This window comes from Roseofilum sp. SBFL, assembly GCF_017746885.1.
GTDB lineage: Bacteria > Cyanobacteriota > Cyanobacteriia > Cyanobacteriales > Desertifilaceae > Roseofilum.
This window is the reverse complement of the sequence record NZ_JAGHZH010000128.1, coordinates 1-15,416: the sequence shown is the minus strand read 5'-3', so window position 1 is coordinate 15,416 and position 15,416 is coordinate 1. Positions and strand designations below refer to the sequence as shown.

Here is a 15,416-nt window from a genome sequence, read left to right as displayed (position 1 = left end):
TTTCACCGTTACACCTACGGGAGAGGAATTTAACCTCTAAGGTTCCTAAGTTGTCAAGGTTCATATTGTTCTGATCCTTGCCTGGCATACACTTCAGTCATTTTGACTTCCATTTTCGCCCGAACGAATCGCACTATCTCTAAAAATGTCTTTTTATGCTCTTTGGACATATTAGCAACCCATTTTAAGCTGTTTACCATTTTCTTATTACTCTTTTTCTTCTCTAGATATTCTTGCTGTTGTGTCTCTGATAGAGTTAAAAAATACGTAACTTCATTTGGATAATCTTCTTTGAGATCTTCTAATGTGTATGTCTCACCAACATTTCTAAATTTAGCCTTGAGATCATTCTCTTTGCTATTGCCAAATTCTGCTGCTGTCCAATTGCGAAGTTTTGCCATGTTCGTCGTACTCATTTTATCAACAGGTACAGGGACTTCAATTTCTAATCCGATCGCTCGTTGGATAGTATTCTCAGAAGTGGAACTGACGGGGTTTAAATCCTGAATTGCCGCTAATGTTCTGGAGGGAGACGAATCGCCTTCTTGTTCAGAGGCTGATTGTTCCTGTTGTTGCAGATCTGGAGCGATATTTTCTTTTTTCTGTATGTCTTGACGCGGTTGAGGTTCAGGTTGATTCAGGTGGGTAAACCCTTGATGAGCTACTGTATCGGCTTGCTTTCTGTGGACATCCCCAGGTTTGCCGATGGTAAGCTTTGTTTGCACTGGCGCTGAATGGCCATATATCTCGTGCAGACTATTGTATTGATAGTGTGATGCTGGCTTAAACTGAGCTAGGGATTGTTCTTGGCTTTCCTTGCGCTGTACAGAGGGCAGAACTTTAGGCACAAACCGACTAGAAGATTGCTGAGGAGCAGAACTCTGTTGGGCAATTTTTTGGCGGCGGATGGAGCAGGGCATAATTTAGAAACCCATGGAAACAAGCTTACTGCTATTATATCAGTTGAATTCAAGTGTAAGAGTTGCTTGTAGCCCCAATTGCATCCAACTTAAAAATCTATAATAGAGACAGTAGTTTTTACTCACAGTCAAATGAGACAAAGGGGTAGCCTATGATGGGTTTCAGTGGAGAGATACAGCGCTTTGCGCTAGGGAATAGGGAATGGGGAATAGGGAATAGGATTGTGGTACATGGCTTTGGGAATTTAAAAGTGTACTCCAGAACAGCACAAGGTTCTGTAAGTTTTAAGTTTTGAGGGTTAGAGGTAAGTATCCAGAGCTTATGCAGTATTTGAGTCTTTGTATTGGTGAGATCCATCGTCGTCTCGATCGCCACATTCGTCAACTGCAAAATCTCGATCTTGCGGATACTCCTTCCATTGATCTCGATGTACCTCCCTCGGATATGGAGGAACCGCTTCCGGCTTTAGAGCAGTTGTGCAAGGTGTTTGAGCTGTCTCCCTTTGAACGCAAGGTACTGTTGCTCTGTGCAGCGCGGACGTTGCATCCCCAGGTTCCGGCGCTCTGTGCCCATGCTCAGGAGGATGCCAATTTAACTTATCCTACGTTTCAATTGGCGATCGCTCTTTTTCCTGATGTCCATTGGGATGCTCTTCACCCCCAAAGACCGCTAAGATTATGGCATTTGCTGAGTTTAGCAGAAAATGAAGATATTACTCACACCAAACTTGAGATAGATGAGAGCATTTTACATTATTTATTGGGGAATGTTTATCAAGACGAAGAATTAGCCCTACTGCTTGAATCTGTTGCCCTTCCTGTCCCCTCTTTATCGGTATCCCATCAAAAGATTGTCGAGTTGGCTATTTCCGGTTTACTCACGTCCCATCCAGTACAATTATGCGGATGGAATTTAGAAGATAAACGGGCGATCGCCCAAAATATTGGGGACTATTTTCAACTGCCCGTACAAGTTCTGTCCAGTCGCCATTTACCTAGCGATCCGAAGGAGCTAAAACATGTAGTTTTTCGCTGGCGACGGGGGATGCTCTTAGCTCCAAGTTTACTGTTATTGGAATACAATCCGGTTAAAGGTTCAGAAATGAGCCAACAGGCGATTTTAACTGATTTTATCCAAGACTTGAAAACGCCGGTTATCATTTCTACTGCGATCCGGTTTTCTTCAGTTAATGTTCCTCTGCTGACGTTTGATGTTCCCAAACTTTCCTATTATGAACAATTGCAACTGTGGCAAACCCATTTGGGAGAGGCTACTGAAAAACTCAACGGTCATTTAGAGGGGATTACATCCCAATTTAATTTACCCTCGACGACGATTAAGGCGGCTTGTGCGACATTAGAAATCGGACTTACAGAACCGGATACTATCGGCGATCGCCTCTGGCACTTTTGCCGCTTGCAAGCTCGACCGAGTTTAGACGATCTCGCTGTTCGGATTGAAACTAAAGCCAGTTGGAACGATTTAATTTTACCCGCCCAGCATAAACAAACTTTGTATCAAATGGTTGCCCACTTACGACAGAGGGTGCGAGTGTATGAAGAGTGGGGATTTGCTGGCAATGAGCGACGCGGGTTAGGCATTAGCGCCCTGTTTTCCGGGCAAAGTGGCACCGGTAAAACGTTAGCAGCCGGGATTATTGCCCGTGAGTTAAAGTTAGATTTATATCGGATTGATTTAAGTTCAGTCGTCAGTAAATATATTGGTGAAACAGAGAAAAACTTAAAACAGGTATTTAATGCTGCCGAAATGGGGGGCGCGATCCTGTTGTTTGATGAAGCCGATGCTCTATTTGGAAAGCGTTCAGAAGTGCAGGATAGCCGCGATCGCTACGCGAATATGGAAGTCAGTTATTTACTGCAAAGTATCGAGGCTTATCAGGGATTATGCGTGCTAACCACTAACCTGAAAGGGGCGATCGATCAAGCCTTTCTGCGCCGTATCCGCTTTATTGTCCAATTTCCCTTTCCAGATCGCGACAGTCGCGAAGCCATTTGGCAGCGAATTTTTCCAGCAAAAACACCAACCAACGGCTTAGATCCCCGAAAGCTTTCTAACCTCAATGTGGCTGGAGGAAACATTCGCAATATTGCCCTCAACGCCGCATTTTTAGCCGCCGATTCTGGTGAACCCGTGATGATGAAACACCTGTATGAAGCGACAAAAAGTGAGTATATTAAACTCGAGCGATTGTTAACCGAAAAAGAGATTAAAGGATGGATTAATTAATCCTCTTTTAAGGCTTACTTGATGCCACTTCCATACAAGGTTCTCCCTTACAGGGATTAACTTCAACCAACACATGAGAAAGGGCAGAAATGGGGGCAAGAAGCGTTTTATAATATTCAGGTTTTTGGGGATAGTGGGTAACCAGGGAAATGGTTGCGGCTAAATGATCTTCACTCAGATACCAGACATGCAAATCCACGACCCGATTATCTGCATCCTGTTCAATCTGATGAATAATATCGAGCTTGGTTTTTTTGTCGATCGCCCCATCAAGCAACACAGCACTGGTTTCTCGCAACAGATTATAAGACCATTTGCTAATCACCATCGCTCCGATCGCACCCATAGCAGCATCCATCCAGATCCAACCCAGAAACTTGCCAGCAAACAGAGCCAGTATTGCCAAAATCGAGGTTAAAGCATCAGCTAACACATGGAAATAGGCAGCACGAAGATTATGATCGTGATGCTCGTGATGCTCGCGATCGTGATGTTCGTGAGCATGATCGTGATGATCCTCTAACAACAGAGCGCTCACTAAATTCACGACCAAACCAATCACCGCAACAATAATCGCCTCATTAAACTGAATCGCTTCCGGTTGTAATAAACGACCAATGGACTCCACTACCATCACACAAGCGACCACTGCCAGAGCCACCGCACTAGCAAACCCTCCGAGAGTGCTAACTTTACCCGTGCCAAACGTATATCTAGGGTTATTGGCATGAGAGCGAGCATATTGATAGGCAAATAACGTAATTCCAAAGGCAGCCAGATGGGTAGCCATGTGCCAGCCATCAGCCAGTAAAGCCATGGAACCAAAAATTGTACCGGCTACAATCTCACCAATCATTGTGACCAGGGTAAGAGCCGTCACGATTTGGGTTTTTCGTTCGGCACTATGGCGATCGACTAAAAAATCATGGGAATGTTGCCATTCTTCGAGGTGATGAATATGCATAAATCGATCAACTCACTCCTACGTGGATTAATTGAAAGTCTTATGGGGTAAAAAAATAGGAAAATCAGGAGATGTAGAGATCTCCGATTACTTCCCATTACTTTTTACTTTCGACTTAATTTAATACTCTACCAATTTAGCGATCTAATAGTCTACCAATTCTGCTCGTAACCCAGTATTACGAACTAACTCCAGCCTGTCTTGGGCTTCTTCTACCGTTGCAAATGCACCGACTTGAAGCACCGATCGCCCTTGGTAAGAACTGCGGAAGGCATCCGGAACTACAGATTTTACCTGGTTTTGTTCTTGGGTAGAGGAAGCATACACAATCACTCGATAGCGCAAGCCTAAAGCAGAAGCCACGCTAGTCGGAGGAGGAGGTGGTGTTCCCGGCGCACTGGCTCGGTTAGGAATGCGACCAGCATAGCGGTTATCTCCCAAAGGAATATCGATATTGGGAACGGGAAGGGGATCTAAGTTAGGAACTTGGGAGGTGACTGAAGAACTACGGTTGGGAGCAGGAAGGGGCGATCGCTGCTGGGGGGCAGGAGGTGCAGGAAGAGGTGTCCTGGATTGGGGAGGGGGAACAGGAATGGGAATCGGTGCAGGAGTGGGGGAGTTATTCGTTGGAGGAGGAGCAACGGGACGAGAAGGGGTAGGTAGCAGTAAGGGAGGGGGACTCGGACGCGAGCTTTCTGGAGCCGACTGAATCAAGGCAGCCGTTCCTTGGAAGTCCAGACGACCCGCAATACGACGGGTAATCAGTTGATTGCCATAGGCAGGAATCGTATTTTTCGCACCTTGAGCATTAATATCATATTCGCCATTATTACTGAATTGATTGTTTCCTGGTTCATTCGATGTACCGAGATTAGGTTGAGATTCAGAGATCGCCACTAACCCATTACGCCGATTATTCTCGATGCGATTTTCCCGTAAAATGGGGGTTGCTTTGGCTTGCACGACAACACCATCGCGATTATTGATAATTTGATTATTGATAATTAAGGGTGTAGCATTTTGATTAATGTTAATGCCAAATCCAGTATTGTCAAAGACATTATCCCGGACTTCTGGATTCGATGTGCCATAGATGGTCATGCCATTGGCTCCATTGCCAGTAAAATGGTTACTCCGAATCACAGAGCCACTTCTACCCGTGATAGAGATGCCATCATGCACATTCCCGGTAAATGTATTATCCGCAACCACTAAAGAACTCGATTCAATCCATAATCCATAACCACGACCATGGGGGTTGGTCACCGTTACGCCAGCCAGAGCAGCATCGTTGGCTCCCAGGAGGGTAATATTTTGCCGGGCAAAGGTGGGACTGAGGAAGCGTCCCCCTCCTTGAATAATCACGTTTTTCCCTTTATTATCGGGGCTCCCGACCACAATTACATTGGGTTTTAATTGAATGGGAAAAACTTCGCCCGTTTGCTGAGAATAGGTTCCCGCAGAGAGTTGAATGATATGGTTGGGGGAGGCCATCCGCAAGGCATAGGTTAAGGTTCGATAGGGTGCTTGGGATGTGCCATTTCCCGATCGATCGTTTCCGCTTTGGGGATTTACCCATAGGGTTGGCCGTTCAGTGGAGACTCCTGGGGTGAGTTGAGCGATAGATTCAGAAGCCAACACCGGTTTGGGGGCAATTGCCGTACTCAAACTCAGAGTCAGTAGGGTGAATAGAACGGTACTGGAGTTAACGATTGTTCTGTTCAAGGGAACCTCTCTGGTGGTAAGGGTGTGAGGATAGTTAAGAGTTGCACATTATGGTATCACTTGTAGTCTATGGGAGTATAGACTCAAGCGATAGGCATTTCTGAATGCTTACGCGGCGATCGGGTTCCCATCCGTAATCTGCTGGCTCTTTAGCTTGAAGCCTTAGACCCTAAGCCATACAAGCTATTGCCTATTGCCTATTGCCTAGCGCGAAGCGCTATAAGTTTCCGGTGGAACAATGGGCGATCGCTGTATTCAGGATTTATGTACAGTATCAATACAGTATCCAGTAGTCAGCCTGATGGGAGAGTGGAAATATCATGATCCGGTTTAAAACAATGGGACTTCAACCTCGGAAATGGGTAAGCGCGGCCATGATGTCGCTGGCAATGGTCGGTGTTTCAGCACTTCCGGGATGGTCTCAAGCCAATTCTCCTACGGAGACGCTTCGCGAACGCCTGCTGAAAATTGGGATTGAGCAACGATTTGGCGATCGACCTGGGGAAACCTTAACGTTGAGAGCGCTATCGGGCGATCGCCTAACGCTACGCTATGCAACGACAGAGGGAGAGGCTACCCTAGACACTGATGCCGTTAAACTCCAAATTGAGATGAAGCCTCTACCCCAACCGATGGTTGAGGAACGAGTAGTCTTAAGTACCCATCGCAGCTTTGAAAGTGCCGAACATGATGCCCACAAATGGCGAGAACGGGGTTTAGAGGTCGAAGTTGCTAATCCCGATCGCTGGCAAGTTTGGGCCAAGCGCGAGGTATATAGTACGCCTCTACTGCGCCGCATGTTGCTCGATAGCTTAAAGTCTGAAGGCAATACCATCGCCCATATTGAGACGAAAGTCTTACGCCACTATCCCCAAGCCTATTGGGTGGTGAATGGGTATCGATATAACCGCCGTTCTGTGGATATCAGCAGTGGTAATAACCGGATTCAAGTGGTACATCCTGAAGGAGTGACCCGATTATATGGCGGTTCCTTGCGAATGCAACCCAACGCCTATGGCAATTACACCTTGGTCAATTTTGTCCCCTTAGAGACCTATTTACGGGGCGTGGTTCCCCATGAAATCGGCCCCCAAGCTCCCCCCGCAGCCGTAGAAGCCCAAGCCATTCTAGCGCGAACCTATACCCTAAGAAACTTACGCCGCTTTGGTATTGATGATTATGAACTCTGTGCGACCACAGATTGTCAGGTTTATTGGGGGTTAGGAGATGCTTCAGCTAGAGCGGATCGGGCGATCGCCGCGACTCGCTCTTTAGTTGCCACCTACGAGAATGAATTGGTCGATGCCCTCTATTCTTCCACCACCGGTGGCATTACTGCACCCTTTGAAGATGTTTGGAATGGCCCGGCACGACCCTATCTGCAAGCGAGGGTTGATTCGACCGGGCTAGTATGGGATTTAGCCCAAAAAAGCTTGGGCAATGAAGCGAATTTACGGGAATTTCTCAATCTGAAACAGGGATTTAATGAAACTGGGTGGAACCGTTTCCGGTGGAGCTATAGCACTTCCTTAAAAGATATGACCGAGTTCTTGAACAAATATTTGGGCAACCGCAACCATCCCATGACGGGTATCCAAAAAATTGAGAGTGTAAAAATAACTGAGAGATCGCCATCGGGTCGGGTGTTAACGATGGAAGTGCAAACCGATAAGGGGCCCTTAGAAATTAGTAAAGACCAAATTCGCAACGCCTTTTATCCTCCCATTAGTACCCTCTTTTATCTTGACCCCATGTTAGATGAGAACCAAGCGCTCAAAGGCTATACCTTTGTCGGTGGGGGCTTTGGCCATGGGGTAGGATTAAGTCAAACAGGGGCTTATCGCTTGGCAGAGTTAGGTTGGAATGGGGAGAGAATCGTACAATTCTACTTCCCAGGAACTCAGATTCAACCCTTGAATGAGGCGATCGTCTTTTGGCGCGATCCAATGGTGACTGAAAATCAAGGGGAAGAAGGTTAATTGATCCAGGCAATAGGTAATCTCAGTACAGGACAAAAGGCTTGAACAAAAGGCTTGAAAAGAAGAAGCAGATGGGGTTTCATCAGACTCAATCCAAGTATCTCTTTGATTTTCTCCACTGCTTACCGTTTTTGTCCTGTACTTAGAGGCAGTTACCTCCACAATTCCATTCTCTATTTTGCCGAGATTTTCACGGAAATCTGGGAAGATGTACGATCGGATGTTGAAGAAATTTATCCGAAGATCGATTTTCCTCAAATCTGCGTGTTTCCAGAAGATTTAGAGGTTTTGCTAACGGAAAAATTTTGGAATTCATAAAAATCATAGTAAAATAGAGAAGTTTCCTGAGAACTAATTTTAAACTATCTTGAACCAACCTTACCTATCCCTAAACTATGCCAACCGTTGAATATAATCTAGAATTTTGGTCAAATTATAGCTGGTCCGATCGAGGTGATGAATGGTCTCATGCTTGGGGCGGCACAGAATTTTTATGGTGGGGAACCCTGTATCCTCGGATTCAAGCCTTTATTCCCACGGGCACCATTTTAGAAATTGCCCCGGGTTATGGTCGATTTACCACCTATTTTAAGGATTATTGTCAAGAGTTAACCCTTGTTGATTTAGCTGAACCTTGTATTGAAATTTGTCAAAAACGGTTCGCTAACTATTCCCACATTAACTATTATGTGAATGATGGGAAGTCTTTAGATATGATTCCCGATCGCTCTATTGATTTCGTCTTCAGCTTTGATTCTCTGGTTCATGCTGAATCTGATGTAATGCAAGCTTACTTAATGCAGCTAGGGCGAAAACTTAAACCCAATGGATCTGGATTTTTTCATCATTCTAATATGGGTCATTTTAAGGACAGTTCCGGGAATATTACTTTTCCAAATCCCCATATGCGAGCTGAAAGTATGACCGCTAAACTGTTTGCAGAGTATTGCGATCGGGCAGGCTTGCACTGTTTAAGCCAGGAATGGATTAATTGGGGAGATAATGATGATATTCTCAAGGATTGCTTATCGACATTTAAGGTGAAAGATCCACAATGGAATCAAAATAATCGAGTGTTTAAAAATCCCCATTTTATGGAAGAGGCAAAACGACTGCAAGAGATTTCTGTATTGTATCGTCCTTCTCGGTTTTAATATCATAGGTGCGTTACGCTGTTGCTAACGCACCCTGCTCGTTTACGATTGCCTATTCCTTAGTTTTCCATATTCAATAATACTTTCAAGGCTCCTTTTTGTTGAGCCAATTTAAAGCCTTCTAGACCTTCGCTGAGGGGATATTCTGCTTGGATTAAACGGTTAATATCGATTTGATGCTGCTCTAGGAGAGCCAAGGCTTTGTCAAAGGGACCGCAGCGCGATCCAATTAAGGTGATTTCGTTGACGACGAGGGTGGAAGCATCCAGGGTTAGGTTGCCGGCATACGTGCTTTTTAGGACAATGGTTCCCCGTGGACGCAGGGCGCGAGCGGCGATCGCAAATCCCTCTGGATTTCCCGTACATTCTATACTGCGATCAAATGTTCCATCTTGTACATTATTTGCAAACCCCACCTTAATTCCCAGGGCTTCTAAATTGGCTAACTTCTGCCGATGACGACCAATCGCCAACAGATCGCATCCAGTCAGAGCCAAGCTTTGAGCCACCAATTGCCCCAACTTGCCATCCCCAACCACTAAAACCCGGTCTTCAGCAGTAATCGATACCTGTTCTTGAATTTCCAACGCTGCCGCTAAAGGTTCTGTAAACGTGGCTGCATTGGTCTCAACCGTATCCGGAACCGGGTGTAAATTTTTAATCGGTAATGTTAAATAATCCGCAAATGCCCCATTCCGATTCACAATTCCTAAGACCGTCCGATTTTCGCAATGGGTGGGTTCTCCGCGTTGACAAAAACGACAGGTTCCACAACTGGCATTAATTTCCCCCACCACCCGTTGATTGAGTAAATTTTCCGGCCCTTGCGCCACAACACCCACAAATTCATGACCGAGAATCCCCGTATAGGGATAGTATCCACGCATCAGTTCTAAATCTGTATTACAAATTCCCGCCCGCAACACTTTGACTAACGCTTCTCCCTCTGGAGGAGTGGGAGTAGATAAATCAGTTCGCAGTTGCAGGTTTTGATTTTCGAGCCAGATTCCTTTCATCATTAATATAAGTGCTTCGCGCTGGTCATGGCTAATGGGTAAAATAATTGTAAAATAGATTGAAGTAATTAACAATCCAATTTGTTTCGGAGTCACAGAGAGTGAAGACGATCAAAACTTCTCTCTATGAACAGGATTTTGTCCTCTGGACTGAGAAACAATCTCGCTTGATTGCCAATCGGGATTAAAAGAACCTATTACCCATTACCGCGCGTTTCATGTCTGCAACAGCGGAAAGCGCTTTATCACCATGTCTTTAACAGCGATTACTCAAAAAATAACCACTATCGGAGAAGCAGAGCAGCACTTTAATTTAGTGCAGACAGTCGCTCCTGACTTTTTTACCGAATGGCAAGTTGATTTACCGGAGTTAACGGAGACAGAAAAAACAGAATTAGATCGAATTAGAGCTAGATATCGCTATCATCGCGCTCAGGGATACAGCGCTTTGCGCTGTAACGGAGTACAGTCTCATTGAGATCGGTCATTGCGAAGGTCACGCAAGTGGAATGAAGCAATCGCAAAATCCCCCAATCTTGGCGATTGCTTCCCTGCGGTCGCAATGACAACTCACATCTACGATCAACAATGTACCTCATAGCAGCGCTTCGCGCTGTATCTGGCTGAAGGATTAGTGAATTTAGTCGTGTTATCTGCCTTATTGGAGTTGGCAGGATTTTACGATCCGCCGTTTCAAATGCAAGCCGAAGTTGCTGTTGAAGCGACAACTTCTGTCTCGGATAGTGAAGTCTCGGAGAAATTTTTACGAGGTAGAATTGATTTTTTGCTAATCTCCCAAGGAATTTGGATCGCAGTTTTGGAATCGAAAAGTAGCCAACTGAATCTAGATACGGCAATTCCCCAAACTCTTGCCTATATGATGGCGAATCCTCATCCAGAGAAACCGGCATTTGCAATGGTAACCAATGGTGGGGAATTCTTTTTTCTGAAGCTCAGTTCTCAAGGAAGGCCACAATATGATATTTCTCGCAGTTTTTCCCTGTTGCCTTTACAGAATGAATTGTGTGAGGTGCTGAGAGTTTTGAAAAACCTAGAATCGAATATTCAGCCATGATGGTTATCTAAAATACTGGCTTTGCTTAGTTTATCATTTGTCATCGAGAAGGGGAGTTCCATGGAAACTCTATCAAAAAATAAATATGCTGATCTAATTGATAAATTAATTGAACGATCGATTAAAAATGCTGAACCTATTTTATTACAAGGTGCAGCCGGTAATCCTATTGTGATTAGCGAAACAGATTGGAATGCAATTCAAGAAACTCTGTATTTACAATCTATTTCTGGCAGGTCTGAATCCCTTAAAAAGGGTGGAAAAACTCCCGTAGAAGATTGTATTGATGAATCAACCATTAGGGATATTTTAAGCGATCGTACCCACTTAGTTTGTTCGGGTATTTTTTACTACCAAAGCAGTCACTATTCAAGGCCTCTTTTCTCTCGGCATTAATTATAAAATCATAGTAAAATAGGAAAGTTACCTTAGAACTAATTTTAAACTATCTTGAAGCAATTAACCATAGAAAATTTGCCACAGGCAGCTTCTACTAATTCTCCGAATACCGGAATTATTTTCGCGCGTCATGAAACCTTTCATCCTCGCTTTGGTTGGCTCAAGAAAGGGTTTGATAGTGCGGTAAAAGATGACAAAATTTTTCTTGCAGAGGATGCCCCTGTTCAGTTGGGAGTGGGGAAAAACATGGTAAAATCTATTCGCTATTGGTGCGGTGCGTTTAAGATTTTAGAAAACGATAGCCCCACAGCGTTTGCCAAACAGCTTTTGGGAGAAGACGGTTGGGATGCTTATCTGGAAGATCCGGCTTCCTTGTGGCTATTACATTGGTATTTCTTGAAATCTCCTTGTTCAGGGACAGCTTGGGAGGTGATTTTTAATGAATTTCGCTTAATTGAGTTTACCCAAGAAAACTTATTTAACCATTTGGTTGACTATCGCGATCGCCGTAGCTCTAAAATTGCGGACTCTTCCCTGCGTAAGGATGTGAGTTGTTTGTTGAGAATGTATGTAGAACAGCCATCTAAATCTTGGAAAAGTGAAGATTCTCTCGATTGTCCGTTTACGGAATTAGGCTTAATTCATCAGGTTGGAGAGTCGAAATATTATACGTTTCGGATTGGCTATAAACCGAGTTTACCTGAGGAAATTATTGTTTATGCTTGTCTGGATTATGCGGCTCAAAAAGAATTGTCTGCTCGGACCATTGCTCTAGCCAATCTTCTGTACGATTTTGGCAGTCCGGGGTTGATTTTTAAGCTGACTGAGAGCGCGATCTGTAGAGCGATTGAAACGGTGAACCGTCAGTTTAAGATGATTCAGATTACGGATGTGGCGGGCAAGTTGCAATTGACCTTTGATGATGAACCCAAAACTTTAGGCTACAGCATACTCAAATCTTATTATGATGCTCGATAAGGAAAAAAACATGAATAAAAAAGTTTTAGCGAATTATTTTCAGTTATATCGCCGCTATTATCGCTCGGTGAATTTGGAGCGAGATATTGAACGATCGCAGGCTATCGAAGGCTATATTCTAACAGAGCGCTCTGCATCTACGTTGGAGCGGATGGTTTCGGCATTCACAGAAACCACGGCTCATAAATCCTGGACATTAACGGGGGTGTATGGTTCGGGAAAATCGGCATTTGCCCACTATATCGCTGGATTATGCCATCCCCAAGATAGTCCCATGCGATCGCAAGCTGTTGCCATTGCGCGGGAAGCTTTTGGGGAGAATTCGCCAGTGATGGAGGCGATAAACGCACAATTACCCGATCGCGGTTTTGTGATTGCAGTTGCTACAGGACGCAGCGAACCCCTCAGTTGGACGATCGCCCGTGCTTTGGCTTCGGGAGCGGAACGGTTTTGGCAAGGGAAGGGGCGACAACCGGAGATTTTAAGGCAGTTGAGTACTTGGCAATCTGAAGCCGAGGAAGGTAAGTGTCAAGTTAGCGATCGCCAAATTCTGCAAGCGCTGCAAGAAGTCACCAATGAAGCCAATACGCATGTGCTGTTAATTCTGGATGAACTGGGTAAAAGCCTAGAGTTTGCCAGCATTAACAAAGGGGTTAGCGATTTATATTTACTACAACAAATTGCCGAACTTCAGTCCAAACCTGAGCAACAGGTCTATTTTTTGGGATTACTCCATCAATCCTTTGCCGGTTATGGCGATCGCCTGAGTAGCAGCGAACAGAATGAATGGATTAAAATTCAAGGGCGCTTTGAAGACATTCCGTTTACGGATTCTCCCAGTCAAATGACGCGGTTGATCGCTCAGGCGATCGCTTTCCAGCGCTGAAACTGTATCAACTCTATGGTTATTCAGGAGATTGAGATAGCAAGCAAGGAGAAGTTGACATTTATCCGTAGTTTGCGGTATCACTATGTTAGTAGCAAATAGTATATGATACATGAATCTCTATCAAGAGTGAGCTAGATCATTCTAAGTATTGCCGCAATTATGAAAGCTGATTCAAATTCTCATACTGGAAGGATTGGAGTTGCCGGAACTCAACTGCTCTTTGAACGATTAGGATGGATTTTCCGCGAGCAAACAATAGAGGACTATGGGATTGACGCTCATGTTGAAGTCGTTGAGAATAATACAGCAACAGGTAAGCTAATTGCTCTCCAGATCAAATCTGGAAAGAGTTGGTTTAAGGAAAAAACGGCCCATGGATTTGTTTTTCGTGGCAAGAAAGAACACTTAGAATACTGGCAGAAGCATTCATTACCTGTTTTAGTTGTTTTATATGATGATGAAGGAGAAAATGCTTATTGGCAGGTCGTTAATAAGACTAATATAAAAAACACCGTAAAAGCATGGAAGCTCACTGTTCCCTTTGAGCAAAAAATAAATACTCAATCCCTAGAAAAAATCAAAAGTTTTAGCAGTAAATTTGCCGCAACTAACGATTATACGATCCTTTTATTGCAAGATATAAGTCATGGTCAAGCCAAGAGATATAGGGCGAATATTCTTTTGAGTAAAGAATCCACAAAAGATGAAATCATAGAAATTGTTAAAACAATTAATTCTGAGTTAAGAGTTCGCCAATACCATTCAACGAAGGAACTGAAGCTGCGCTGGCAAGGGAAAGAGGCTCAAGTCATTTTTCTTTACTTGTATCTTTCTCTAGATGATGTAAGGTCTGGAAACTGGATTTGTAGAACCCAATGGATCAGCAAGAAGCTTGCCCCTAAGTTCTCTCCTATTAAGCTAGACGGAGAAAACATTGATAGTGAAACTGTTATTAAGTGGAACAAAGATTATTCAGATTATGCGATTTTTTTTACCAACAATCAGCTTACAAAGGAAGTCTACTTAGATACAATCAATGATATCTTAATTCGCACAAAACCTATTGCAGATGAATCAATTCAATTAACCGATCTTTTTAAGAGACAACAAATAGATGAAGATGCTTATCTAAATCGCATGTCACAACTAGAGATTGACATGAAAGAATTGGATTTACAGGCAATTGATGTTGGTTCAGCCCCAACAGAATGTAGTGATTTGAGCCAACGCTTTCAATGCTTAATGAGTATGGCTTATGAAATTTTACAACCTTTCTCAGAGAACGGTTTAGAAATTTGGCCAAAAAGGAATAGGGACTATTTGGTAAACGAAGCTATTAATGGTTATCAAAAAGACTTACTTCGTTTAGAATTTGAACTTGAAAAAATTAACTAATGAGAGCCTAGAATCATAAATTACCATATAACGAGTTACTTCAGTTAGTTTATCATTGGTCATTAAGAAGGAGAATTAAATGGAAACCATTTCCGAAAATCAATACGCCGATATAATTGATGAATTAGTTGGGCGAGCGAACGAAAATAATCAACCCATTTTATTACAAGGTGCTGCCGGTAATGCTATCGTCATTAGTGAAAAAGAATGGAATGCGCTTCAAGAAACTCTTTATCTACAATCTATACCTGGGATGTCTGAATCCATTAAAGAGGGGCGACAAACTCTCATAGAAGATTGCGTTGATGAATCAACCATTAGGGATATCTTAAATGGATGAAATAGAGGAATGGGAGATCGTGTTTACTAAGCAAGCAGAAAAAGATGCTAGAAAAATCGCATCTGCTGGGCTAGGGAGACAAGTAACAAGAATTCTAGATGTAGTTAAAGACAATCCTTATGCTACCTATCCTCCCTATGAAAAATTAAGCGGGGATTTGCAGGGCTACTATTCTAGAAGAATTACAGCGCAAAGCGCTGTAATGGTGTACACTGAAGAAAAGAATGTTATGGAGGAGCTAATGAAAGCATACAGCGTAGACTTACGAGAGAAAATAGTCAAAGCGCATTTAGTAGAAAACTATTCAATCAGACAAGTATCCGCCAGATTTTCA

At 43.6% G+C, this 15,416-nt stretch carries 15 protein-coding genes; 11 read left to right on the top strand and 4 right to left on the bottom strand.

Translation table 11 applies throughout. From position 1 onward, the window contains the following. Positions 1-53 precede the first annotated feature (53 nt). Positions 54-920 carry a hypothetical protein gene (locus J7545_RS13725; protein ID WP_318699591.1) on the bottom strand — a complete coding sequence of 289 codons (867 nt, stop codon included), beginning with the start codon at positions 918-920 and terminating at the stop codon, positions 54-56. Between the two features lie 322 nt (positions 921-1,242). Here J7545_RS13725 and J7545_RS13720 point away from each other — a divergent pair, with 322 nt between their 5' ends. Next, positions 1,243-3,168, top strand: coding sequence for an ATP-binding protein (locus J7545_RS13720; RefSeq protein WP_318699590.1), 1,926 nt, complete (start codon positions 1,243-1,245; stop codon positions 3,166-3,168). Positions 3,169-3,175: 7 nt separating this feature from the next. Here J7545_RS13720 and dmeF read toward each other — a convergent pair whose 3' ends face one another. Both dmeF and J7545_RS13710 read right to left on the bottom strand, forming a co-directional pair. Beyond that, positions 3,176-4,132, bottom strand: coding sequence for a CDF family Co(II)/Ni(II) efflux transporter DmeF (gene dmeF, locus J7545_RS13715; protein ID WP_318699589.1), 957 nt, complete (start codon positions 4,130-4,132; stop codon positions 3,176-3,178). A 144-nt stretch (positions 4,133-4,276) separates the two neighbouring features. Beyond that, entirely contained in the window at positions 4,277-5,857 is a 1,581-nt protein-coding gene (locus J7545_RS13710) for a DUF1565 domain-containing protein (protein WP_318699588.1), read from the bottom strand. 338 nt (positions 5,858-6,195) lie between these two features. Between J7545_RS13710 and J7545_RS13705 the strand changes: the two genes are divergently transcribed. Together J7545_RS13705 and J7545_RS13700 are read left to right on the top strand one after the other, a co-directional pair. Next, positions 6,196-7,836, top strand: a complete 1,641-nt coding sequence (locus J7545_RS13705) for a SpoIID/LytB domain-containing protein (protein ID WP_318719712.1) — start codon at positions 6,196-6,198, stop codon at positions 7,834-7,836. Positions 7,837-8,231: 395 nt separating this feature from the next. Next, a complete protein-coding gene (locus tag J7545_RS13700) occupies positions 8,232-8,990 on the top strand; it encodes a class I SAM-dependent methyltransferase (protein WP_318699586.1) in 759 nt (252 codons plus the stop codon). A 59-nt stretch (positions 8,991-9,049) separates the two neighbouring features. On the opposite strand, the gene J7545_RS13695 is transcribed toward J7545_RS13700, so the two are convergent. Beyond that, positions 9,050-10,006 carry an MDR/zinc-dependent alcohol dehydrogenase-like family protein gene (locus tag J7545_RS13695; RefSeq protein ID WP_413038595.1) on the bottom strand — a complete coding sequence of 319 codons (957 nt, stop codon included), beginning with the start codon at positions 10,004-10,006 and terminating at the stop codon, positions 9,050-9,052. A gap of 250 nt (positions 10,007-10,256) precedes the next feature. On the opposite strand from J7545_RS13695, the gene J7545_RS13690 reads away from it, so the two are divergent. The 8 genes from J7545_RS13690 to J7545_RS13655 form a co-directional block, all read left to right on the top strand. Next, positions 10,257-10,484, top strand: coding sequence for a hypothetical protein (locus tag J7545_RS13690; RefSeq protein ID WP_318699584.1), 228 nt, complete (start codon positions 10,257-10,259; stop codon positions 10,482-10,484). Between the two features lie 156 nt (positions 10,485-10,640). Beyond that, complete coding sequence (locus tag J7545_RS13685) at positions 10,641-11,081, top strand: type I restriction endonuclease (protein ID WP_318719711.1); 441 nt, start codon at positions 10,641-10,643, stop codon at positions 11,079-11,081. 60 nt (positions 11,082-11,141) lie between these two features. Further along, on the top strand, positions 11,142-11,477 hold the full coding sequence (locus J7545_RS13680; protein ID WP_318719710.1) for a hypothetical protein: 336 nt from the start codon (positions 11,142-11,144) through the stop codon (positions 11,475-11,477). A 54-nt stretch (positions 11,478-11,531) separates the two neighbouring features. Continuing rightward, on the top strand, positions 11,532-12,458 hold the full coding sequence (locus tag J7545_RS13675; protein ID WP_318719707.1) for a DUF4007 family protein: 927 nt from the start codon (positions 11,532-11,534) through the stop codon (positions 12,456-12,458). A 10-nt stretch (positions 12,459-12,468) separates the two neighbouring features. Beyond that, complete coding sequence (locus J7545_RS13670; RefSeq protein ID WP_318699580.1) at positions 12,469-13,344, top strand: hypothetical protein; 876 nt, start codon at positions 12,469-12,471, stop codon at positions 13,342-13,344. A 162-nt stretch (positions 13,345-13,506) separates the two neighbouring features. Beyond that, on the top strand, positions 13,507-14,742 hold the full coding sequence (locus tag J7545_RS13665) for a DUF4365 domain-containing protein (RefSeq protein ID WP_318719705.1): 1,236 nt from the start codon (positions 13,507-13,509) through the stop codon (positions 14,740-14,742). A 79-nt stretch (positions 14,743-14,821) separates the two neighbouring features. Continuing rightward, positions 14,822-15,082 (top strand): type II toxin-antitoxin system Phd/YefM family antitoxin, encoded by a 261-nt coding sequence (locus J7545_RS13660; protein WP_318699578.1) that lies wholly within the window; start codon positions 14,822-14,824, stop codon positions 15,080-15,082. Beyond that, a partial coding sequence (locus J7545_RS13655) for a Txe/YoeB family addiction module toxin (protein ID WP_318719703.1) occupies positions 15,075-15,416 on the top strand: 342 nt, incomplete at its 3' end. The genes J7545_RS13660 and J7545_RS13655, both read left to right, overlap by 8 nt.

Bases quoted from the DNA above. Each gene is read 5' to 3' on its own strand.
- J7545_RS13680 (WP_318719710.1), top strand. From the start codon at position 11,142: ATGGAAACTCTATCAAAAAATAAATATGCTGATCTAATTGATAAATTA.
- J7545_RS13690 (WP_318699584.1), top strand. From the start codon at position 10,257: ATGTCTTTAACAGCGATTACTCAAAAAATAACCACTATCGGAGAAGCA.
- J7545_RS13705 (WP_318719712.1), top strand. From the start codon at position 6,196: ATGGGACTTCAACCTCGGAAATGGGTAAGCGCGGCCATGATGTCGCTG.
- dmeF (WP_318699589.1), bottom strand. From the start codon at position 4,132: ATGCATATTCATCACCTCGAAGAATGGCAACATTCCCATGATTTTTTA.
- J7545_RS13700 (WP_318699586.1), top strand. From the start codon at position 8,232: ATGCCAACCGTTGAATATAATCTAGAATTTTGGTCAAATTATAGCTGG.
- J7545_RS13670 (WP_318699580.1), top strand. From the start codon at position 12,469: ATGAATAAAAAAGTTTTAGCGAATTATTTTCAGTTATATCGCCGCTAT.
- J7545_RS13660 (WP_318699578.1), top strand. From the start codon at position 14,822: ATGGAAACCATTTCCGAAAATCAATACGCCGATATAATTGATGAATTA.
- J7545_RS13665 (WP_318719705.1), top strand. From the start codon at position 13,507: ATGAAAGCTGATTCAAATTCTCATACTGGAAGGATTGGAGTTGCCGGA.
- J7545_RS13725 (WP_318699591.1), bottom strand. From the start codon at position 920: ATGCCCTGCTCCATCCGCCGCCAAAAAATTGCCCAACAGAGTTCTGCT.
- J7545_RS13695 (WP_413038595.1), bottom strand. From the start codon at position 10,006: ATGAAAGGAATCTGGCTCGAAAATCAAAACCTGCAACTGCGAACTGAT.
- J7545_RS13720 (WP_318699590.1), top strand. From the start codon at position 1,243: ATGCAGTATTTGAGTCTTTGTATTGGTGAGATCCATCGTCGTCTCGAT.